The sequence below is a fragment of the Acinetobacter sp. ABJ-A23_2 genome (assembly GCF_044538765.1).
Taxonomy (GTDB): Bacteria; Pseudomonadota; Gammaproteobacteria; order Pseudomonadales; family Moraxellaceae; genus Acinetobacter; species Acinetobacter nosocomialis_A.
Genome location: NZ_JBIUCP010000001.1, coordinates 81,675 through 101,352, shown reverse-complemented (window position 1 = coordinate 101,352; position 19,678 = coordinate 81,675). Strand labels below are relative to the sequence as shown.

The window sequence follows — 19,678 nt, the reverse complement described above, 5'->3', positions numbered from 1 at the left end:
TTTACGCATTGCAATTTTTTAAGCTAATTGCAATTTTTCTGTGACTTAGAGCGCTTAAGCTCTTGCCTTTTTAGGTAAAAAGGGGTGTCATTAGCGGACGTTTTAAATTGATGCGAATGGACATGCCTAATCAACAGACAATTCACCACTTTGACGTGATTATTGTGGGCAGTGGCGGTGCTGGTTTAAGTCTGGCTTTATCGTTACCAAGTCATTTTAATATTGCAGTTTTAGCCAAAGCTGCTTTAACTGAAGCAAGTACCTTCTATGCACAAGGCGGTGTTGCTGCTGTTCTTGATGAAACTGACTCTATTCAACAACATATTAATGACACGATGATTGCTGGTGCTCATTTATGTGAAATGGATGCGGTACAACATACCGTAGAAGGTGGCCGTCCTTCTGTTGATTTTCTTTTAAAGCAAGGTGTTCAGTTCACCCTAGATGAAGATGAGCAACTTCACTTAACTCGCGAAGGTGGCCACTCACAGCGCCGCATTATCCATTCTGCTGATGCTACAGGCAAAGCCATTTCAACTACATTGGTTGAACGTGCTAAAGAACGCAAGAATATTACTATTTTTGAAAACTACATTGCGATTGATTTAATCACGTCGCATAAATTGGGCCATACAGATCAGGCGAATCGCGCTATTGGTTTGTATGCCTTAGATGAAAATACAGAAAAAGTTCATACCTTCCTTGCACCATTTACCGCACTTGCTTGCGGCGGTGCGATGAAAGCTTACCTTTATACGTCTAACCCTGATATTGCTACAGGCGATGGTATTGCTATGGCTTACCGCGCAGGTTGCCGTGTTGCCAATATGGAATTTAACCAATTCCACCCAACCTGTCTGTACCACCCACAAGCGCGATCTTTTTTAATTACTGAAGCCATGCGTGGTGAAGGTGCTTACTTACGCTTGCCTGATGGCGAACGTTTCATGCTTCGTTTTGATGATCGTGCCGAATTGGCTCCTCGCGATATTGTGGCACGTACCATTGACCATGAAATTAAACGTCTCGGTATTCGCCATGTGTGGTTAGACATTACACACAAATCACCTGAGTTTATTAAAGAGCACTTCCCTACACTTTATGCACGTTTGCTTGAGTTAGGTATCGACATTACTAAAGACATGATTCCAGTAGTGCCGGCAGCACACTATACATGTGGTGGGGTTGTAGTTGATTCAAATAGCCAGACCGATATTGAAGGTCTCTATGCAATTGGTGAAACCTCTTATACAGGTTTACATGGTGCAAACCGTATGGCGAGTAACTCATTACTTGAGTGCTTCGTTTACGGTATGAGCGCAGCAAAAGATATCGAAAATAAGTTTGATGAGAATTTCAAACTACCGAAAGTACCCACTTGGGATGACTCTCAAGTAACCAACCCAGATGAAGATGTGGTGATTTTACAAAACTGGGATGAGTTACGTTCGACCATGTGGAACTATGTTGGTATTGTCAGAACCACGAAACGTTTAGAACGTGCTTTACACCGTATTGAAATGTTAAAGCGTGAAATCACTGAATATTATCAAGACTACCGTGTCAGTAAAAACCTGATTGAACTACGTAATCTTGTACTCGTTTCGGAAATGATTGTGCGCTGTGCCATGCACCGCAAAGAATCACGTGGTCTACATTACACGCTCGATTATCCGGAAACTTCGAACGAGATTCGTAAAACTGTTTTAACTCCTCCAAATTTTGCAGTAGAACAACCATTGGTTAATACCGAAATTTAAACTGTTTTTCTACAAAAAAGCACAGCTCTGGCTGTGCTTTTTATTTAGGTTAATATTTATGATCGAGGAGGAATTGAATAAGTCGCGGTCACATGTGCCACCGGTTCCTCTTGCCCTACTGAATAAATCCATACCTCACCCACGACTAGACTCTTCCCTACTTTCATGAGCTTACATTCGCTGCGTAGATCTTTATCACCTGCGGGTTTTCTTAAAAAATTAATATTAAAATTAGTCGTGACAGCTAAACCAACAATTCCGATTTCACCAAGTATTGCAATATACAAAGCAAAGTCTGCCAAAGTCATCATGGTAGGCCCAGATATGGTACCACCTGGTCGTTGATGTCTTTGATCGACGTGATAATAAACGACAGCAGCTTTAGGCGTAACTGATTCAATCGTGCAATGTTCAAGACTTGGGGGAAATTCTTTTTCAAGAAACGCTACAATTTCTTCTTTTGAACTTTTCATCCTTGTTTTTCTTCGATTTCAGAACAGTATTCAAAATAGCATAGAATACTGACTCATATTTTCTATGACCTTTTAAACCAGATTTATTATTATTTTTAACCACTCCCAGAGATATGAGAGTGGCTTTTATTATTACTTATCCTAAATATTGCAAAGCTTGCTCAAATACCTGATCTGGACTTTGAGTAGCATCTAAACGTTTAATACGTTCTGGTTCAGCTTTCCATAAGGTTTCATAGCCTTCACGAACCTTAGTAAAGAAGCTTAACTTTTCTTGTTCAAAACGGTCTAAAGCTCCTCGTTCACGTGCACGGTTCATACCAAGTTCAATCGGTGCATCTAACCAAAAAGTCACCTCAGGCATGCGTGAAACAAAGTTCTGATTTAAAAGCTGTAATTTATCTTGGCTTAAACCACGACCCGAACATTGATAAGCAAAGCTTGCATCGGTAAAGCGATCACTTAAAACAATTTTATTAGACTCTAGAGCCGGCAAAATGACTTGTTGTAAGTGTTGAGCACGTGCCGCATAAATTAAGAGTAGTTCAGTATCATGGCTCATATTTTCATCATGATTCACCGCCAAAAGCATTGAACGTATTTGTTCTGCTAATGGCGTACCACCCGGTTCACGGGTTAAAACAACTTGTTTACCTTGCTCTTCAAAATGCTGATGAATTTTTCGAATGAGTGTAGTTTTACCTACCCCTTCCGTGCCTTCAAAGCTAATAAACATCTCTTTTCCTTATTTCTTCGATCTCAACACGGATAAATACTGCTGCACCGCTTGATTATGAGCCTGCAAATCTGCAGTAAATTTATGACCACCATTACCAGTTGCCACAAAATAAATATTATTTGAGTCATCTGGATGTAATGCAGCTTCAATTGCTTTTTGACTAGGTAAAGCAATTGGTGTTGGAGGTAAGCCATTAATTGTATAAGTATTATATGGCGTTGGTGTACGTAAGTCTTCGCGAGTTATGTTTCCCTTATAGTTTGCACCCATACCATAAATTACGGTTGGGTCAGTTTGTAGACGCATACCAATTTTCAGACGGCGTACAAATACACCAGATACCTGCTCAAGCTCACTATCTAAACTTGTTTCTTTTTCAACAATTGAAGCCATAATTAAAGCTTCATACTTATCTTTATAAGGTAAATTTGGTGCACGATTCGCCCAAGCTGCATCTAATGCTTTCATTTGGTGATGATATAAATCCATCAGGATTTTTTTATCAGTTTCACCTTTTGCAAAGAAATAAGTGTTAGGCGCAAATAAACCTTCCGGATGATGATAAGGAATCCCAAGCGCCTTCATCAGCTGATCATCAGGTAAGTCAAGTATTGTATTTTTTACATTTTTATCATTTTTGAGTGCAGTAATAAGCTGTTTAAAAGTCGTACCTTCAATCACCAAAATACGGTTCATTTGAGCATTATCAGCATTAGACAACATCTCTAATACTTGTCTTACGCTCATTCCCTGCTCAACTTCATATACACCAGCTTTCATGCTGTCATGAATCATAAATCTTTGATAAAGCTTAAGTACAATAGGGAAATGGATTTTGTTTTCTTTTGCTAAGTGATCGATAAAACCAGAGTAGGTCTCACCTGAAGTGATCGATAGCATCTGCTTTTTCCCTTCAATAGGATAAGCTTTAAATAAACTTGACCATAAAATAGCAAAAATAGAAATTAAAACGATAAAACAGCCAATGAGCACCAACTTTTTAGGAAAATGAGATGCTGTTTTCTTGCCCTTTTTTTTAGCATTTTTTGCTTTCGCGTTCACAGGTGGCTTCGGCATATTAATGAATCTGATTCAAGTTAAGAGTATGAAATAAATTTAGGCACGCCTGTGAATCTAGAGTTTGTTCACCGATTTGAGTAACTACTCGCATTGGATGTAAAGCATTACAAAAGAATAGACTCTGTATTTGTGGTACTTCATCTAGCTCAATTATTCTGACTTCGCAGGCAATTCCATGGTGCTGCATACGTGCTAAAATTTCTGCACGCATCACACCGTGGACGCCATTATAGCGAAGTTCCGGTGTAATCCATCTATCATTTAAACGAATAAAACAATTACTGCTTACCCCTTCAACAATATAACCTTGTACATCAGATACTAATGCTTCTGCCCAGCCTTGTTGATCTGCTTCTTTTTTTAGCAGTACCTGTTCAAGACGGTTTAAAGATTTAAGTCCAACTAAACTCGGCATGGTTAAACCTAAGGCCTGATTTAAAACCCCACACTCAATAAAATCTGGTCGGAACTGGTCCAATGCTTTTGGATAGAACCAGACATAAATATCTGCTTCATGCTTTGGCAAACTATAACCACGGTCACCTTCACCGCGGCTAATCACAATTTTTAAAGTGCCGTTGAGTACAAGGTTTTGTTTATATAGATGCTGCAAACTCTGTTCAATTAATTCAAAGTTTGCAGTTAATGCTAGTTTTTGACAGGCAAGTTTTAGACGTTCCGAGTGACGTGCTTTAAGCTCAATCTTATTTTGAAAAACACGAATTGTGGTAAAGCATCCATCTCCATAATGAAATGCTCGGTCTAGTAACGGAATGGTTTCAACAGGTTGCCCATTTTTAAAACACCACATGCTTAATCCGTCCTTTCTTAAAAACCGCCCAACAATACAACACCTTTCATTTAATTAATAAATGACTGATTTTAAAAAATTATACCGATTTCATCAGCACTTTTGAAACTTGTTATATATCAAGATTTAAGAATAGCTTATCCATTTTTTATATTTCTATATTTTTCATATTAAATTCGTTTTTTATTATTTTTTTAGAATAAAGACTAGCGCTATTCTGCGTTCATGTTTTGAACATTTCGTATTTTTGAGGGGTTATCTCATGCGTTTTTCTCAATTAAAAGTCGGGGTTATTGCTGCACTTCTTTCTGTTTCATCATTTGCAGCTCAAGAATTCTTAAACGTTTCTTATGATCCAACTCGCGAGTTATATACAGACTTTAATAAACAGTTTGGTACTTACTGGAAACAGCGTACTGGACAAGATATTCAGTTTAAACAATCACACGGCGGTTCTGGTAAACAGGCTCGTGCAGTGATTGATGGCTTAAATGCTGACGTTGTGACATTAGCTCTTGCAGCTGATATCGATGAAATTGCAGAAAAAGCAAAATTGCTTCCTACTGATTGGCAGAAGAAGTTACCACAAAACTCTACACCATACACATCAACAATCGTGTTTTTGGTACGTAAGGGTAACCCTAAACAAATTAAAGACTGGGGTGATTTAATCAAACCAGGTGTAGAAATTATTACACCAAACCCGAAAACTTCTGGCGGTGCTCGCTGGAACTACCTTGCAGCTTGGGCTTGGGCAAAACATCAACCAGGTGGTAACGATGCTAAAGCACAAGAATATGTCCGCCAAATTTATAAGCACACTAAAGTTCTAGATTCGGGTGCACGCGGTGCAACCACGACTTTTGCTGAACGTGGCATTGGTGACGTATTACTTGCTTGGGAAAATGAAGCTCACTTAGCTGTTCGCGAACAACCGGGCAAATTTGAAATTATTACCCCGTCTCTTTCGATTTTAGCTGAACCACCAGTTGCTGTTGTTGAGAAAAACGCTGCTAAAAAAGGCAACCTCACCATCGCTAAAGGTTACCTCAACTACTTGTACTCACCTGCTGGCCAAGAAATTGCAGCACGTAACTTCTACCGCCCTCGTAATGCAGCTGTACTCAAAAAATACAGCAATGTATTTAAGCCATTGAAACTCGTGACGATTGATAAAGAGTTTGGCGGTTGGACAAAAGTGCAAAAACAACACTTTGATAATGGTGGTGTTTTCGATCAAATCGTGAAAATCAATAGTACAGAGAAATAATTCTTTGTACTAACGATAAGGAGAACAGACATGACTCACTCTGTAATTGTTCCAGGTGTAGGTGGAAGTGAACATCAACATTGGCAATCTTGGTTGCAGCGTCAACTCGTGTCTAGTTCTCGTGTTGAGCAAAAAAACTGGGATAGACCCGTATTAAGTGAATGGATTGAGCAATTTGTTAAAACTGTTCAAGCAGTACAAGCACCAGTACAAATTGTTGCGCATAGTTTCGGTTGCTTAACAAGTGTTGCTGCTTTGGCTGAGCATCCTGAGTTACAAGTTCAAGTTAAAAAACTAATTTTGGTTGCTCCTGCAAATCCGGCACGTTTTGGTGAAGCAGGTTTTGCCCGTCATAGCTTGACTGACTACAAAGATTATTTTCATCAGTTAAAAATTAATGTGCCTACAACACTACTGATTAGTGAAAATGATCCTTGGTTAGATTTTTTTGATGCTTTACAACTTGCGAAATCTTGGCAATTAAACCCAATTAATCTTGGCCAAGTCGGTCATATCAATGTTGCTTCTGGTTTTGGCCCATTCCCTGACTTACTGAACTATCTACTTCCTGAAGACTCGATGTGTAGCCACTCATCTATTGATCCGGTAAAGACACATTTCTCTTTGAAATTTGCTTAATACCCAGCTTTATACCGCGCCGTTTATCTTTATTTATTCGCTTACTGGTTTCAGCAGGCTTTTCTCTTTGAGGAAATATCATGTCGCAGCGATCCCGAGTGCTGCCTGGGTTTGGTCTATCATTGGGCTTCACCCTCGCCTACGTTTCTTTTATTGTGCTTATTCCATTAGCCGCAGTCTTTATCAAATCATTTGGAATCGGATGGGACGGACTATGGGAAATTTTAACCTCTGAACGTATTTTAAAATCGCTTCAACTCAGCTTTAGTTCAGCTTTAATTGCGGCGTTTATTAATGTTGTTTTCGGACTACTTTTAGCTTGGTGCCTTGTCCGTTATAACTTTCCCGGAAAACGTCTGGTTGATGCCTTAGTAGACTTACCTTTTGCACTTCCAACAGCAGTTGCAGGTATTGCGCTTACTTCGCTTTATGCCCCTACTGGCTGGATTGGTCAATATTTAGAACCACTCGGTATTCATGTTGCTTATACACCTATCGGGATTACGCTAGCTTTAGTATTTATTGGTATTCCTTTTATTGTTCGAACTGTTCAACCCGTACTAAGCGATATCGAAACCGAGCTTGAAGAGGCTGCTTCTGCACTTGGGGCAAATCGCTGGCAGACCATTACTAAAATTATTTTGCCAATATTACTACCTGCGCTATTTACAGGCTTTGCTTTAGCATTTGCCCGTGGCGTGGGTGAATATGGTTCTGTAATTTTCATCGCAGGTAACCAGCCATTTAAAACAGAAATTGCCCCGCTCATGATCATTTCTCGCCTTGAAGAGTATGACTATGCAGGTGCAACCACTATTGCTGCGGTTATGTTAGTTCTCTCTTTCATTATTTTATTTGTCATTAACTTACTTCAAGCATGGGCAAACCGTCGTACAGGGAGAAATATCACATGAACCTACATACCGACAGCAATGCACTTGCTTTGAAACTACAGTCTCGTGATGCAACTCGTGAACCGACTTGGGTACGTTATACGCTGATTACAGTTGCACTGATTTTCTTTCTTAGTTGCTTAATGCTGCCACTTATTCTGGTTTTTGTTGAAGCGTTTAAACAAGGCCTTGAAGTCTATGTTCAGGCTTTAATTGATCCAGATACGTTGTCAGCGGTGAAATTAACATTACTCACCGCAGCGATTGCCGTACCGATTAACGTGATATTTGGTGTTGCCGCTGCATGGGCTGTTTCCAAATTCCAGTTTAAAGGCAAAGCCATTTTAACCACCATTATTGATATGCCTTTTTCAGTTTCACCTGTTATTGCAGGTTTAATGATTGTACTGATTTTTGGTGCTCAAGGTTGGCTAGGCGGCTGGTTAATGGACCATGACATTAAGATTTTATATGCGGTGCCCGGAATTGTTTTAGCGACCATCTTTATTACCGTTCCTTTTGTTGCACGTGAGTTAATTCCTCTTATGGAAGCTCAAGGAACAGAAGAAGAAGAAGCCGCGATTGTACTTGGTGCCTCAGGCTGGCAAACCTTTTGGAAAGTCACTCTGCCTAACATTAAGTGGGGCCTGATTTACGGCGTGATTTTGTGTAATGCCCGTGCAATGGGTGAGTTCGGTGCAGTATCGGTAGTTTCTGGTCACATCCGTGGTGAAACCAATACCCTGCCACTTCATGTTGAAATTTTATATAACGAGTACACCTTTAGTGCAGCCTTTGCCGTGTCCTCATTACTTGCTTTCTTAGCCTTATTAACACTGGTATTGAAAACTTGGTTAGAACTACATCAAGACAAACCAGAACCGCATTCAACTGATTCGTAAGGAATGAAATCATGAGTATTCAAGTTAAGAATATTGAAAAACACTTTGGTGCATTCCATGCGCTTAAAAATATTTCCCTAGACTTTCCAGAGGGTGAACTGGTTGCGCTACTCGGACCATCTGGCTGCGGTAAAACGACACTACTTCGTATTATTGCTGGCTTAGAGTCAGCAGATGGCGGTCAAGTGTTACTTGAAGGCGAAGATGCAACTAATGTCCATGTTCGCGAACGTCAAGTCGGCTTTGTATTTCAGCACTATGCTTTATTCCGTCACATGACTGTATTTGACAATATTGCCTTTGGTTTACGTGTTCGCCCTCGTGCGACCCGTCCTTCGGAAGCTGAGATTAAAAAACGTGTTACTCGTCTGCTTGACCTAGTTCAACTGGGCTTTTTAGCAGACCGTTACCCTGCTCAGCTTTCTGGTGGTCAACGTCAACGTATTGCTTTAGCCCGTGCGTTGGCAGTAGAGCCACGAGTCTTATTACTTGATGAACCATTTGGCGCACTTGATGCCAAAGTCCGTAAAGAATTACGTCGCTGGTTACGCAACTTGCATGACGAATTGCATATCACTTCAATTTTCGTAACCCATGACCAAGAAGAAGCTCTTGAAGTAGCTGACCAGATTATTGTGATGAATAAAGGTAACGTCGAACAAATTGGTTCACCACGTGAAGTCTACGAAAAACCTGCAACACCATTTGTATTTGATTTCTTGGGTCAAGCAAATCGTTTTGAAGGTGAACATGCCGGCGGTATTATCCGTATTGGCAATGATCGGATCGAATTACCGACTACAGTTCAGGCACCGCAAGGAAAAGTGATTGCTTTTGCCCGTCCGGATGAGTTACATATTCATTCGCAACCACAGGCAAATACAATTGAAGCAACTTTTGTACGTGAAGTCTGGATTGCTGGAAAAGTAGTGGCGGAATTACAAGATCGTAATGGACGTTTAATTGAGATTGCTCTGAGCAGTGAAGCTGCAAAACAACATGCATTTAAACCAAATCAAACTGTTTGGGTGAGTGCATCTCAACTTCATCTATTTGCAGATCAAGTTGCTTAAGGAATTATTTGGTGAGGAGCCATCTCGCGGAATTTAAAGCCGTTCCTCACCTCTTTCGAGGAAAAGTGTAAATGAACTTTCAACAATTAAGAATTATCCGAGAAACAGTACGCCAAAACTTTAATTTAACGGAAGCATCTGCCGCGTTATACACCTCTCAATCAGGTGTAAGTAAACATATTAAAGATTTAGAAGATGAATTAGGTGTACAACTTTTCGTTCGTAAAGGTAAACGTTTACTTGGTTTAACTGAACCGGGCCAATCACTACTTAGCATTGTAGAGCGTATGCTTGTAGATGCGGAAAATATTAAACGTCTTGCCGATGACTTTAATAAAGTGGATGAAGGTACGTTAACAATTGCGACAACGCATACTCAAGCACGTTATGTACTACCACCAATCGTCAATCAATTTAAAAAGCTGTTCCCTAAAGTACATTTGATTTTGCAACAAGCCAGCCCAGTGGAAATTGCAGAGATGCTTTTACAAGGTGAAGCCGATATTGGTATTGCGACAGAATCTTTAACAACTGAAGAAAATTTAGCAAGCATTCCCTACTATCAATGGCAGCATAGTATTATTACACCGCAAGAGCACCCACTTGCCAAACTCGATAAGATTGATCTTGATGCTTTATCTGAATATCCACTGATTACTTATCATGGTGGTTTTACAGGTCGTTCTAAAATTGATAAAGCATTTGAAGATGCTCAAATCGATGCTGATATCGTAATGTCCGCTCTTGATGCCGATGTTATTAAAACCTATGTAGAACTTGGTATGGGCGTCGGAATTGTCAACGATGTTGCTTACGATGCAGAACGTGACTATCGTTTAAAGCAAATTAAAACTGATATCTTTGGTGTTAACACCACATGGATTGCTGTTCGTAAAGGCCATCTCTTACGTGGTTACGGTTATGAGTTTATTTCTTTATGCTCACCTGACGCCGACATTAAAGCATTGAAAAAAATTGCTTATCCAGATGAATAAAAATTAAGTACAAAATAAAAGAGCTAAATAGCTCTTTTATTTATTTTATTAAGTACAAAAAAAACGAGCCGAAGCTCGTTTTTTCTTTAGGATCTTACCAGAAGAAGTTCACACCAACTTTACCCACTGGTAACCATTTGTATTTGTCATCGTTACGGATTTTGTTTTCTTCGGCACGTAAATCTTTATCAAAGTCAGCACCGTTAACATTAACAAAAGTACCATTTGATTTAAGATTTACTGTTGGGTTACCAGTATAGTAAGCACCTACTTCACCGAATACGCCCCAGTTTTTATTGATTTTAGGTGAGAAACCTACACCTACATAAGGAGCGATATCATTTTTATAACTTAATTTACCATCCACTGAACCATTAAAGTTATAATTATTACCATTTACTTTAATAGTACCGTCCTGTGAACGTTTAGTTAAGTCATAATCATTGTCTATGTAAGCAGCACCTGCAGCTACATATACGCCTTGAGCCCAACGGTTAGTACTTGCACCCCATGGACGAATTTCAGCATTTAAATAAACGTTGTTATTGTCCATATCTAAGTCGTACTTAGTGCCATTTACTGACACATCATCACGCCAAGAAACATCACCACCGTTATAACCCAATGCTAAACCAACATATGGGTTTGCTTGCCATAATAAAGCACCACCGTAACCTGTAGTACCAGCCTCAGCACGAACACCTACTGGAATTAATTGGTTTTTATCGAATGCATAACTGTCATGAACAACAGCTTCATCTGCCATTGCAGCACCAGCAGCAAGTAAAGCTGTAGTTGTCACTAAAACACGTAATACTTTCATCGTTTTCTCCTCAAGAAAAGGCTCTGTTTTTAATTTATTCAGCTTGTGACAAAAATTATATTCAAGAGCATAGATTCTTTTTTATACAAAAACTGCTAGATTTCTGTTATTTTTTGATACAAATTGAGTTAAATTTTTATTTTCAAATCATTTTTGTGTAAAAAACACTTGATTATCTAATAAGCTTTTCCACTTTAACTCTCGCTTTAAACGTAACACGTTTTTTCAAAGATTCTTGTCACAAATTAGTGTAAAATCTTTAAAATTTTTTATGGAAGGAAGATCATGTCTCAGCTTTCTACGATCATTGAGCAAGCATTTGAAGACCGCGCAAACTTTACTGCAGCAGATTGCTCAAGCGAAATTCGCCAAGCTGTTGAAGAAGCAATTGCTGGATTAGATAACGGTACACTTCGTGTTGCAGAAAAAATCAATGGTGAATGGGTTGTTCATCAATGGTTAAAAAAAGCTGTTTTATTATCATTTAAACTAAATGACAATAAACCAATCGAGTCATGTGATCTTCGTTTCTACGACAAAGTTGAAACTAAATTTTCTGGTTGGACTGAAGAACAATTTAAAGCTGCGGGCGTTCGTGTGGTTCCTCCTGCTGTGGCTCGTCGTGGTAGTTTCCAAGCTAAAAATGTGGTGTTAATGCCATCTTATGTCAACATTGGTGCTTATGTAGATGAAGGCACAATGGTTGATACATGGGCAACTGTAGGTTCATGTGCTCAAATCGGTAAAAACGTTCACTTGTCTGGTGGTGTTGGTATCGGTGGTGTTTTAGAGCCATTACAAGCTAACCCAACCATTATTGAAGACAACTGCTTTATCGGTGCGCGTTCTGAAATCGTTGAAGGCGTTATTGTTGAAGAAGGTTCAGTCATTTCAATGGGTGTCTTCATTGGTCAATCAACCAAAATTTATGACCGTGAAACTGGCGAAATCCATTATGGTCGTGTTCCTGCTGGTTCAGTTGTTGTACCAGGTAACATCCCATCTGCTGACGGTAAATACAGCTTATACGCTGCAATTATCGTGAAAAAAGTTGATGCGCAAACACGTGCAAAAACAAGTTTGAACGATTTGTTACGCGCTGACTAATTTCAGTTTGATCAAGCATCTCTACGGTCAACACTGATCGTAGAGATTTTATTTTTTATATAGTGTGGTATTTCTAGAATGGCTTCCTTACGTTCCTCTGCGATTCCTGTCTCTGACCCTGCGTCTGGTTTACGCATTACCGAGATTTTTTACTCGTTGCAGGGTGAAGCAAATGCCTCTGGTTTACCGACTGTATTTATTCGTCTCACAGGCTGTCCTTTACGTTGTAGTTATTGTGATACCACCTATTCTTTTGAAGGTGGCGAGCGTTTATCACTCGAGCACATTATTGAAACGGCTGAAAAATATCAAACGCCTTATATTTGTGTGACTGGTGGTGAACCCCTCGCACAGCCAAATTGCTTAATTTTATTACAACGTTTATGTGATGCTGGCTTTGATGTTTCTTTAGAAACCAGTGGCGCTCTTGATGTATCAAAAGTGGACCCACGTGTTTCTAAAGTTCTCGATTTAAAGACTCCAACTTCTGGTGAAGAACACCGTAATCTCATCAGTAATCTTGACTACTTAACTTCACATGACCAAATCAAATTTGTGATTTGTAATCGTGAAGACTATGAGTGGTCAAAACAACAAGTTGAACAATATCAACTGCAGACCAAAGTCAGTACTGTTTGGTTCTCCCCTGCCTTTGCAGTTGAAAAAGGTGCTGTTGGCCTGCCACGTTTAGCACGTGATCTGGCACAGTGGATACTGGACGATAAACTGCCTGTACGTTTCCAGCTACAGTTACATAAACTGCTCTGGAATGATGAATCAGGTCGTTAATCGCTCAATAAAATAAATCATTCCGAATATGGAGAAAAATATGCGCCCTCGTGCCATTGTTTTACTTTCAGGCGGCTTAGACTCAACCACTTGCCTAGCTTGGGCACAAGCGCGCTATGAATGTATCGCTATTAGTTTTATGTATGGTCAACGCTCAACCACTGAACTTGATGCAGCCAAAGCATTAGCTCAGCGTGCAGGTGTTGAACATCGTGTAATCAATATCGATTTAGCCAATTTAGGTGGATCTGCACTTACAGACCATAACATTGCTGTACCAGAACAATTACAAGAAGGCATTCCTGTAACTTATGTACCAGCACGTAACACAATTTTCCTTTCATATGCCTTAGCTGCGGCTGAAGTATTCAATGCTGAAGCGATTGTGATTGGTATCAATGCTGTTGATTATTCAGGATATCCTGATTGTCGCCCAGAATTTATTGATGCTTTTGCCAATATGGCTCGTTTAGCGACCAAAGCTGGCGTTGAAGGAAAACCACTTAAATTTGAAACACCCCTGTTACATTTATCCAAAGCGAATATTATACGTTTAGGGATTGAACATGGCGTAGACTATAGCCAAACGGTATCTTGCTACCAAGCAGATGCTCAAGGACGTGCGTGTGGCAAGTGTGACAGTTGCCGTTTGCGTAAAGAAGGCTTTATCGATGCCGGCGTTACCGATCCAACACGCTATATACCGCAATAAGTAGGTAAAATTTATGAAGTTGTTAAAATCAAATCTTATTCTTTCATCTTTATTCTCAGCAGCTGCACTTATGGCTGGTTCAGCTCAAGCAGCTGAAAACCCAGTTCAAGCAGCATATAAAAGCACTAACGTTAAAGGTGCATTAATCAACGTTTGTAAAGACCAAACTGCAAAAGGCGGTAAATTAAGCTCAGCTGAAGTTAGCAAATTCTGTAGCTGCCAAGTTGATGCTCAAGGTAAAGTGACTGAAGCACAAAAGTGGGAAATCCAAAGTGCAATCAATGCGAAGAAAAGCCCAAGCTCTTTAGCTTTTGTACAACAACAGAACCGTGATCTTAAAGCATGTTTCGGTCCTCAGTTAACAACTAAGCTTGAAAAACTAACTGAAGAAGCGATGAAAGCAGCTCAACAACAAGCTCCTAAAAAATAAGCTTTTGTTGCTTCAAATTAAGCCTGCATTTATGCAGGCTTTTTTTATAGCTCTGCTAAAATGAAACTGATCTCGTCATTCGAAATAAGCCATGCAAGAACAATGGAAAACCAACGCAACAAATAAACGATCTATTGTCTCATTTAGTGGAGGCAAAGACAGTTCTCTTGCTCTCTACCATGCTGTGAAAACTGGCAAGGTAATTGGTTTAATCGTTATGTTAGAAGAGCATGGTCAACGCTCTCGTTCACATGCAATGCCACTTGATATTATTCAGGCGCAAGCACAAGCAATTGGCTTACCTGTATTTATGGCTTCGTCTAGTTGGAATGACTATGAAACTAAATTCATTAGCTTACTGAATGAAGCGAAACAAAAAGGTGCAGAGGTACTGGTTACAGGTGACTTAGATATGCCTGAACATGGTTGTTGGCATGACCGTGTCACTCAAACAGTGGGGCTTAAATTAGGCATGCCACTCTGGCTGCGTCCGCACCGTGAAGTTGTTGAAGAGTTTATTCAACTTGGATTTAAAAGTGTAATTGTCACTGTTAATCTTAAACTAGGAATGAAAGTAGAAGATTTAGGTCAAGTTTTATCTTTAGAATATATTCAAGAGCTTGAGAACCGTGGCATTGATCCATGCGGTGAAGGCGGTGAATTTCATACCACTGTCATTGATGGTCCAATTTTTAACAAAGCTATTCCTGTAAGAAAACTCGATATTGTTTATCATGAGGAATATGCTTTTCTACCACTTGAATTAGATCAAATTTAACTTTTAAAGGATAAGAAATGTCTGAAAATATTCAACTGCCAAATCGGGTTTTCCCAACTACAAATGGCGAAGTTAATTTAGCTGAAGTCGATAATGAATGGCTGATTATTTACTTCTACCCTAAAGATTCAACTCCAGGCTGTACTACACAAGCTGTCGGTTTTTCTTGTTTAAAAGACCAGTTTGATACATTAGGTGCTCGTATTTACGGTGTTTCGCGCGACTCAGTGAAAGCCCACCAAAACTTTACAGAAAAGCAAGCACTAACCATTGATCTCATTAGTGATAAAGAAGAAGTACTTTGCAAACACTTTGATGTGATTAAAGAAAAGAACATGTATGGAAAAAAAGTAATGGGTATTGAGCGCTCTACTTTCATTTTCCATAACAAAACTTTAGTTAAAAGCTACCGTAAAGTAAAAGCTGCCGGCCATGCAGAACAAGTTCTAGAGGACTTAAAAGCATTACAATCAGCTTAATAAACTTAAGTAATAAAAAGCGAGTTGAATACTCGCTTTTTTACACGCACATAAATTGCTCAGTCATTTTAATTTGGCGTATGATAAAAATATTAAAATAATTCGAATAATGGCATAGCGATGAATCTACTAAAAGTTTGTACTTTATTACCTTCTAGCCTTGTTATTGCTGCTTGCTCCGTTAACTCATCAAGCACGCCTCCTACACTTAGCTCTTCTACCCCACAACTTCAAAACTCATCTATTGAAATAACTTGCCAAGACTTACAAAATCCTGCTTATCAACAGGCCATACTCAATACAATTAACCAGATTCGCCAGCAATCACGCCAGTGCGGTCAGCAATATTTTTCTGCCGCTCAACCTTTAAGTTGGAATAATAATTTATACCAAGGCGCACTTTCTCATAGCGAAGATATGGCGACACATAACTTTTTGAGTCATGTTAGCTCAACGGGTCTGGACTTAAAATCACGTTTAAAACTTTACAATACGCTTAGTAAAGCCAACGGTGAGAATGTCGCGAGTGGGCAGAAAACTTTAAATGAAGTAATGACAAAATGGCTATCAAGCCCTCTACATTGTAGCAACCTAATGAATCCCAAATTCACAACTTATGCAATCGCTTGTGCTTCTGATCAGTCCGCTAAACAAAAGAGCTATTGGACACAACAATTTGGTACACGCTAAAAAGGAAAAATGATGCAATCTGGTTCGATTACCCCTATTTTCAGAATTTTTGATGTCGAGTTAGCTCAGTCATTTTATCTTGATTTCTTAGGCTTTCAGCTTGATTGGCAACACCAATTTGAAGATAACTTTCCGTTGTATTTACAAGTCTCCAAAGACGATTGCATCATTCATCTCTCTGAGCATTTTGGAGATGCCAGTCCGCATAGCGCGATCCGTATTTATTGGGAACATATTTATGAGTTACATAGTGAACTCAGTCAAAAAGATTATAAATTTTCTAAATCTCAGGTTGAAAAAACAGATTGGGAAACACTTGAACTCAGCATCACCGATCCTTTTTCCAACCGAATAATCTTTTGGGCAGATGCTTAATCATTCAGTCCAATAAAATTTGATAATGGAATACTTTCGATATGATCTTCCATTTCCCATCTTCGAACACAAATGTAAGTGCATCATAAAAATATTTAGGGTGGATAACGCATTCAACATGTACTAGTGCCAACCGTTCATGAACCAAGTTGATTGAACTGATTTTATCCTGTCGTGTTTGTCGCTTTGAAGCTGGAGAAATCCTACTTGCAACAATTGGAAAATATTCGGCCATACTAAGTCGTAGTACAGGCTGCTCGGTTACATTGATATATATAGCATCAGAGTGAAAAATATTATTTAGAAGTTGCACATCACAAAAATACAGACCGTCAAAATATTGTTCTAGTTGCTGCTGAATTTCACTAATAGCGTTATTTTGCATTTTAAGTACTCAAACTTTGTCTTTTTCGTATCGCAGAAACAGTTTCACCTGCAACACCCCAGTTATCGGTTTCAACTTCATTAATGACCACAAATGTAGTTGCAGGATCTTTATCAAGTATACGAACCATAAGCTCCGTTGCTTCTCGAATTAACTGTTGTTTCTGCTGTAGCGAGACATTTTCTTTAGTAATTTGAATTAAGATATAAGGCATATTCACCTCCTTTTATAATTTTCTTTCATTACAAGGAGATTCGGCTGCAATAGCATCTTGAACCGTTTGACGCTCGGCAATTCTCTGCATAAAACTTGCTAAATGCATAAAGTGCTTTAGATCAAGCCCAATAAAATCAGCCCAGCGAGTAACGACAAAAAGATAAATATCAGCAATCGTAAAGTTGCTTCCTGTTAAATAATTCTGCCCCTTTAGTTGTTCATCAATACGTGAATAGTGCTTATTGAGAATGATGCTATATACACTTTTGCATTGTTCATTATAAGAGTCATTGAAAAATGGCGAATACGCTTTATGAATTTCAGAAGCAATAAAATTCATCCATGAGAGAGTCTTGTAACGATCGGCGGTATTTATTTCAGCTAATAAGTCTTTTCGTGACGATTGGTCAACAAGAAATTGGCTAATTACAGCGCCTTCCGTTAACAATGAACCATTATCAAGCTGTAATAAAGGTACTTGTCTTTTTTATTAAGTTGGTAAAAGTCTTCGCCCTTTTCTGTTAAATGCTGGTGTAAATCGACTTTGATTAATTCAAATGGAAATCCTAACTCTCTTAAAACAATATGTGGCGCTAAAGAACAGGCATTTGGTGAATAATATAGTTTCATAAAATAACTCCATACAAGGTATGAAAATCATCTTATTGTTTACTTATATGTGCTTAAATAGCCCAGAACTCAAATCATTTTTTACATGGTGTAATAAATGGCTCAACAGCTAAAAAGAATGATGTTTAGTAGCGTAGAGCTATTTTGCTTAGTCGCAGAAAACGAAAGCTTTTCCAAAGCAGCACTTCATGCAGGTGTTAGTCCAGCAGCGGTAAGCCGTTCAATTGCCCGATTAGAAAAACATTTAGCAACACCACTTTTTATGAGAACGACTCGACAAGTACGTTTGACACCACAAGGAAAAATGTATTTTGAGGAATGTAAACAAGCATTAAATCAAATTTTAGAAGCTGAGCAACAACTTAAAAACCAAAAGCAACAACCCTCAGGTTTGATTCGCATCAGCGTACCAACACCTTATGGGCATTACCGAATATTGCCATTATTAGCAAAATTCTCACGACAATATCCCGCCATCGAAGTTGATGTTCAACTAACCAATAAAAATGTGGACTTCATTGCAGAAGGATACGACTTAGCAATTCGTGGACGACAATTTGCTGATTCGAATTTAATTGCACGTCAGCTTGAACAAGCTGAGCTAATTGTGGTGGCTTCACCAGAATACTTAAAAAATTTCGGCACACCGCAGATCCTTGACGATTTACAGCATCATCAATGCATTCAATTTGTGTTACCTAGTACAGGAAAAAATGTACCTTGGTTATTCAATTCAAATCATCAAACTATTGAATATCAAAGCACAGGTAAGATTCGTTGTTTAGATGATATTTTAGGTAGTGTCACCTTAGCAAAACATAGTGCAGGATTATTACAAACCTACCGTTTTATAGTAGAAAAAGAGCTTAAAAATGGAGAGTTGCTTGAGGTTCTTACAAAACTTTCAGGAACTTCACGTCCTTTTTCTCTCCTCTACCCACATAAAAAACACGAATCTTTTCATATTCGTGTTTTTATTGATTTTTTGATTCAAGAATTAAAGCCACAAACTGAGTTAATTTAAATTACTTTTATCATCGATAAGATATTTGCGTTGTAGTTCAGCATAAACTTCAGTTTCTTTAAATTCATCTAGAAATTTAATCGTTCCTACAGGAAAAAATTCCGTTTGGATTTCACCACGATAATAAGCTTCACGCATTGGAGTGGCTGAAATAGAATCCTTTAAGCTATCCAGTTCCACCATAATCCACTCAGGAAATAGTCTCAAATAATAAGAAGACTCATCCTTAAAATGCCCAATCAAACCAACTTTTGAATTCGGTTCTATTACACCATTTACTAATGATTTGACTTGTTTTACCCACTTCTCATCATTATAAACATCGACGACATGTACAAATCGAATACGCTTTTGCTCTTCTGGTGAAAAATTTGACAAGATCATTTGCTCGCGCTCTACTGCTAAGAACGGATTCTTGATATTGCGCTCCATTTGAGCAGAGCCTAATGCTAAAACGACATAATGGCTTTGCTGCAAAGCAATTTCAATTGTCTGCATATGAGCCAAATGAAATGGTTGAAAACGCCCTATAAAAACAAGATAGTCAAATGTATACATAATGAGTTTTTCACTTTTTATGAACTCACCAGTTACGCTTATTACAA

At 38.8% G+C, this 19,678-nt stretch carries 24 protein-coding genes and 1 pseudogene; 16 read left to right on the top strand and 9 right to left on the bottom strand.

What is annotated here, in order from left to right:
* Nucleotides 1–116: 116 nt before the first annotated feature.
* Nucleotides 117–1,760 (top strand): L-aspartate oxidase, encoded by a 1,644-nt coding sequence (gene nadB, locus ACH63V_RS00500; protein WP_311069419.1) that lies wholly within the window; start codon nucleotides 117–119, stop codon nucleotides 1,758–1,760.
* A 56-nt stretch (nucleotides 1,761–1,816) separates the two neighbouring features.
* Here nadB and ACH63V_RS00495 read toward each other — a convergent pair whose 3' ends face one another.
* The 4 genes from ACH63V_RS00495 to pabC form a co-directional block, all read right to left on the bottom strand.
* Nucleotides 1,817–2,233: a PaaI family thioesterase gene (locus tag ACH63V_RS00495; RefSeq protein ID WP_396462435.1), complete on the bottom strand. Its 417-nt coding sequence runs from the start codon at nucleotides 2,231–2,233 to the stop codon at nucleotides 1,817–1,819.
* 136 nt (nucleotides 2,234–2,369) lie between these two features.
* Nucleotides 2,370–2,969 (bottom strand): dTMP kinase, encoded by a 600-nt coding sequence (gene tmk / locus ACH63V_RS00490; RefSeq protein ID WP_000470764.1) that lies wholly within the window; start codon nucleotides 2,967–2,969, stop codon nucleotides 2,370–2,372.
* Between the two features lie 9 nt (nucleotides 2,970–2,978).
* Nucleotides 2,979–4,049, bottom strand: a complete 1,071-nt coding sequence (gene mltG, locus ACH63V_RS00485) for an endolytic transglycosylase MltG (protein WP_396462434.1) — start codon at nucleotides 4,047–4,049, stop codon at nucleotides 2,979–2,981.
* A gap of 1 nt (nucleotide 4,050) precedes the next feature.
* Nucleotides 4,051–4,863 (bottom strand): aminodeoxychorismate lyase, encoded by an 813-nt coding sequence (gene pabC / locus ACH63V_RS00480; protein WP_396462433.1) that lies wholly within the window; start codon nucleotides 4,861–4,863, stop codon nucleotides 4,051–4,053.
* Between the two features lie 262 nt (nucleotides 4,864–5,125).
* Between pabC and ACH63V_RS00475 the strand changes: the two genes are divergently transcribed.
* From ACH63V_RS00475 to ACH63V_RS00450, 6 genes are all read left to right on the top strand, one after another.
* Nucleotides 5,126–6,133 (top strand): sulfate ABC transporter substrate-binding protein, encoded by a 1,008-nt coding sequence (locus tag ACH63V_RS00475; protein WP_261487971.1) that lies wholly within the window; start codon nucleotides 5,126–5,128, stop codon nucleotides 6,131–6,133.
* A gap of 30 nt (nucleotides 6,134–6,163) precedes the next feature.
* Nucleotides 6,164–6,772 carry an RBBP9/YdeN family alpha/beta hydrolase gene (locus ACH63V_RS00470; RefSeq protein ID WP_396462432.1) on the top strand — a complete coding sequence of 203 codons (609 nt, stop codon included), beginning with the start codon at nucleotides 6,164–6,166 and terminating at the stop codon, nucleotides 6,770–6,772.
* A gap of 80 nt (nucleotides 6,773–6,852) precedes the next feature.
* Complete coding sequence (gene cysT / locus ACH63V_RS00465) at nucleotides 6,853–7,686, top strand: sulfate ABC transporter permease subunit CysT (protein WP_004707527.1); 834 nt, start codon at nucleotides 6,853–6,855, stop codon at nucleotides 7,684–7,686.
* Entirely contained in the window at nucleotides 7,683–8,567 is an 885-nt protein-coding gene (cysW, locus tag ACH63V_RS00460; RefSeq protein WP_002052783.1) for a sulfate ABC transporter permease subunit CysW, read from the top strand. Before cysT ends, cysW begins: the two co-directional genes overlap by 4 nt.
* A gap of 11 nt (nucleotides 8,568–8,578) precedes the next feature.
* A complete protein-coding gene (locus ACH63V_RS00455) occupies nucleotides 8,579–9,640 on the top strand; it encodes a sulfate/molybdate ABC transporter ATP-binding protein (RefSeq protein ID WP_002052588.1) in 1,062 nt (353 codons plus the stop codon).
* Nucleotides 9,641–9,711: 71 nt separating this feature from the next.
* Complete coding sequence (locus tag ACH63V_RS00450; RefSeq protein WP_263614360.1) at nucleotides 9,712–10,635, top strand: CysB family HTH-type transcriptional regulator; 924 nt, start codon at nucleotides 9,712–9,714, stop codon at nucleotides 10,633–10,635.
* 94 nt (nucleotides 10,636–10,729) lie between these two features.
* Here ACH63V_RS00450 and carO read toward each other — a convergent pair whose 3' ends face one another.
* A complete protein-coding gene (gene carO / locus ACH63V_RS00445) occupies nucleotides 10,730–11,458 on the bottom strand; it encodes an ornithine uptake porin CarO type 4 (RefSeq protein WP_396462431.1) in 729 nt (242 codons plus the stop codon).
* A gap of 285 nt (nucleotides 11,459–11,743) precedes the next feature.
* Here carO and dapD point away from each other — a divergent pair, with 285 nt between their 5' ends.
* The 8 genes from dapD (at nucleotide 11,744) to ACH63V_RS00405 (ending at nucleotide 16,818) form a co-directional block, all read left to right on the top strand.
* Nucleotides 11,744–12,565, top strand: a complete 822-nt coding sequence (gene dapD / locus ACH63V_RS00440; RefSeq protein ID WP_002052807.1) for a 2,3,4,5-tetrahydropyridine-2,6-dicarboxylate N-succinyltransferase — start codon at nucleotides 11,744–11,746, stop codon at nucleotides 12,563–12,565.
* Nucleotides 12,566–12,643: 78 nt separating this feature from the next.
* On the top strand, nucleotides 12,644–13,354 hold the full coding sequence (gene queE / locus ACH63V_RS00435) for a 7-carboxy-7-deazaguanine synthase QueE (RefSeq protein ID WP_002052669.1): 711 nt from the start codon (nucleotides 12,644–12,646) through the stop codon (nucleotides 13,352–13,354).
* A gap of 40 nt (nucleotides 13,355–13,394) precedes the next feature.
* Nucleotides 13,395–14,066: a 7-cyano-7-deazaguanine synthase QueC gene (queC, locus tag ACH63V_RS00430; protein ID WP_001247780.1), complete on the top strand. Its 672-nt coding sequence runs from the start codon at nucleotides 13,395–13,397 to the stop codon at nucleotides 14,064–14,066.
* A 13-nt stretch (nucleotides 14,067–14,079) separates the two neighbouring features.
* Entirely contained in the window at nucleotides 14,080–14,496 is a 417-nt protein-coding gene (locus ACH63V_RS00425; protein ID WP_263614363.1) for a hypothetical protein, read from the top strand.
* A gap of 91 nt (nucleotides 14,497–14,587) precedes the next feature.
* On the top strand, nucleotides 14,588–15,274 hold the full coding sequence (locus ACH63V_RS00420) for a diphthine--ammonia ligase (protein WP_396462430.1): 687 nt from the start codon (nucleotides 14,588–14,590) through the stop codon (nucleotides 15,272–15,274).
* Between the two features lie 17 nt (nucleotides 15,275–15,291).
* Nucleotides 15,292–15,753 (top strand): peroxiredoxin, encoded by a 462-nt coding sequence (locus ACH63V_RS00415; protein WP_396462429.1) that lies wholly within the window; start codon nucleotides 15,292–15,294, stop codon nucleotides 15,751–15,753.
* A 120-nt stretch (nucleotides 15,754–15,873) separates the two neighbouring features.
* Nucleotides 15,874–16,443, top strand: coding sequence for a CAP domain-containing protein (locus tag ACH63V_RS00410; protein ID WP_396462428.1), 570 nt, complete (start codon nucleotides 15,874–15,876; stop codon nucleotides 16,441–16,443).
* 12 nt (nucleotides 16,444–16,455) lie between these two features.
* A complete protein-coding gene (locus ACH63V_RS00405; protein WP_396462427.1) occupies nucleotides 16,456–16,818 on the top strand; it encodes a glyoxalase superfamily protein in 363 nt (120 codons plus the stop codon).
* 4 nt (nucleotides 16,819–16,822) lie between these two features.
* On the opposite strand, the gene ACH63V_RS00400 is transcribed toward ACH63V_RS00405, so the two are convergent.
* The 3 genes and pseudogenes from ACH63V_RS00400 to gstA all read right to left on the bottom strand — a co-directional run bounded on the left by ACH63V_RS00400 (nucleotide 16,823) and on the right by gstA (nucleotide 18,049).
* Nucleotides 16,823–17,203, bottom strand: coding sequence for a nuclear transport factor 2 family protein (locus ACH63V_RS00400; protein WP_396462426.1), 381 nt, complete (start codon nucleotides 17,201–17,203; stop codon nucleotides 16,823–16,825).
* A 1-nt stretch (nucleotide 17,204) separates the two neighbouring features.
* Entirely contained in the window at nucleotides 17,205–17,417 is a 213-nt protein-coding gene (locus tag ACH63V_RS00395) for a 4-oxalocrotonate tautomerase family protein (protein ID WP_167563163.1), read from the bottom strand.
* A gap of 12 nt (nucleotides 17,418–17,429) precedes the next feature.
* Nucleotides 17,430–18,049, bottom strand: a pseudogene (gstA, locus tag ACH63V_RS00390) (glutathione transferase GstA).
* Between the two features lie 97 nt (nucleotides 18,050–18,146).
* On the opposite strand from gstA, the gene ACH63V_RS00385 reads away from it, so the two are divergent.
* Nucleotides 18,147–19,073 (top strand): LysR substrate-binding domain-containing protein, encoded by a 927-nt coding sequence (locus ACH63V_RS00385; protein WP_396462425.1) that lies wholly within the window; start codon nucleotides 18,147–18,149, stop codon nucleotides 19,071–19,073.
* On the opposite strand, the gene ACH63V_RS00380 is transcribed toward ACH63V_RS00385, so the two are convergent.
* A complete protein-coding gene (locus ACH63V_RS00380; protein WP_396462424.1) occupies nucleotides 19,065–19,631 on the bottom strand; it encodes a nicotinate-nicotinamide nucleotide adenylyltransferase in 567 nt (188 codons plus the stop codon). The two genes, ACH63V_RS00385 and ACH63V_RS00380, sit on opposite strands and share 9 nt — an antisense overlap.
* Nucleotides 19,632–19,678: the final 47 nt, after the last annotated feature.

Excerpts from the sequence above, each read along its gene's own strand:
- nadB (WP_311069419.1), top strand. The coding sequence starts at position 117 with ATGGACATGCCTAATCAACAGACAATTCACCACTTTGACGTGATTATT.
- ACH63V_RS00495 (WP_396462435.1), bottom strand. The coding sequence starts at position 2,233 with ATGAAAAGTTCAAAAGAAGAAATTGTAGCGTTTCTTGAAAAAGAATTT.
- tmk (WP_000470764.1), bottom strand. The coding sequence starts at position 2,969 with ATGTTTATTAGCTTTGAAGGCACGGAAGGGGTAGGTAAAACTACACTC.
- mltG (WP_396462434.1), bottom strand. The coding sequence starts at position 4,049 with ATGCCGAAGCCACCTGTGAACGCGAAAGCAAAAAATGCTAAAAAAAAG.
- pabC (WP_396462433.1), bottom strand. The coding sequence starts at position 4,863 with ATGTGGTGTTTTAAAAATGGGCAACCTGTTGAAACCATTCCGTTACTA.
- ACH63V_RS00475 (WP_261487971.1), top strand. The coding sequence starts at position 5,126 with ATGCGTTTTTCTCAATTAAAAGTCGGGGTTATTGCTGCACTTCTTTCT.
- ACH63V_RS00470 (WP_396462432.1), top strand. The coding sequence starts at position 6,164 with ATGACTCACTCTGTAATTGTTCCAGGTGTAGGTGGAAGTGAACATCAA.
- cysT (WP_004707527.1), top strand. The coding sequence starts at position 6,853 with ATGTCGCAGCGATCCCGAGTGCTGCCTGGGTTTGGTCTATCATTGGGC.
- cysW (WP_002052783.1), top strand. The coding sequence starts at position 7,683 with ATGAACCTACATACCGACAGCAATGCACTTGCTTTGAAACTACAGTCT.
- ACH63V_RS00455 (WP_002052588.1), top strand. The coding sequence starts at position 8,579 with ATGAGTATTCAAGTTAAGAATATTGAAAAACACTTTGGTGCATTCCAT.
- ACH63V_RS00450 (WP_263614360.1), top strand. The coding sequence starts at position 9,712 with ATGAACTTTCAACAATTAAGAATTATCCGAGAAACAGTACGCCAAAAC.
- carO (WP_396462431.1), bottom strand. The coding sequence starts at position 11,458 with ATGAAAGTATTACGTGTTTTAGTGACAACTACAGCTTTACTTGCTGCT.
- dapD (WP_002052807.1), top strand. The coding sequence starts at position 11,744 with ATGTCTCAGCTTTCTACGATCATTGAGCAAGCATTTGAAGACCGCGCA.
- queE (WP_002052669.1), top strand. The coding sequence starts at position 12,644 with ATGGCTTCCTTACGTTCCTCTGCGATTCCTGTCTCTGACCCTGCGTCT.
- queC (WP_001247780.1), top strand. The coding sequence starts at position 13,395 with ATGCGCCCTCGTGCCATTGTTTTACTTTCAGGCGGCTTAGACTCAACC.
- ACH63V_RS00425 (WP_263614363.1), top strand. The coding sequence starts at position 14,080 with ATGAAGTTGTTAAAATCAAATCTTATTCTTTCATCTTTATTCTCAGCA.
- ACH63V_RS00420 (WP_396462430.1), top strand. The coding sequence starts at position 14,588 with ATGCAAGAACAATGGAAAACCAACGCAACAAATAAACGATCTATTGTC.
- ACH63V_RS00415 (WP_396462429.1), top strand. The coding sequence starts at position 15,292 with ATGTCTGAAAATATTCAACTGCCAAATCGGGTTTTCCCAACTACAAAT.
- ACH63V_RS00410 (WP_396462428.1), top strand. The coding sequence starts at position 15,874 with ATGAATCTACTAAAAGTTTGTACTTTATTACCTTCTAGCCTTGTTATT.
- ACH63V_RS00405 (WP_396462427.1), top strand. The coding sequence starts at position 16,456 with ATGCAATCTGGTTCGATTACCCCTATTTTCAGAATTTTTGATGTCGAG.
- ACH63V_RS00400 (WP_396462426.1), bottom strand. The coding sequence starts at position 17,203 with ATGCAAAATAACGCTATTAGTGAAATTCAGCAGCAACTAGAACAATAT.
- ACH63V_RS00395 (WP_167563163.1), bottom strand. The coding sequence starts at position 17,417 with ATGCCTTATATCTTAATTCAAATTACTAAAGAAAATGTCTCGCTACAG.
- ACH63V_RS00385 (WP_396462425.1), top strand. The coding sequence starts at position 18,147 with ATGGCTCAACAGCTAAAAAGAATGATGTTTAGTAGCGTAGAGCTATTT.
- ACH63V_RS00380 (WP_396462424.1), bottom strand. The coding sequence starts at position 19,631 with ATGTATACATTTGACTATCTTGTTTTTATAGGGCGTTTTCAACCATTT.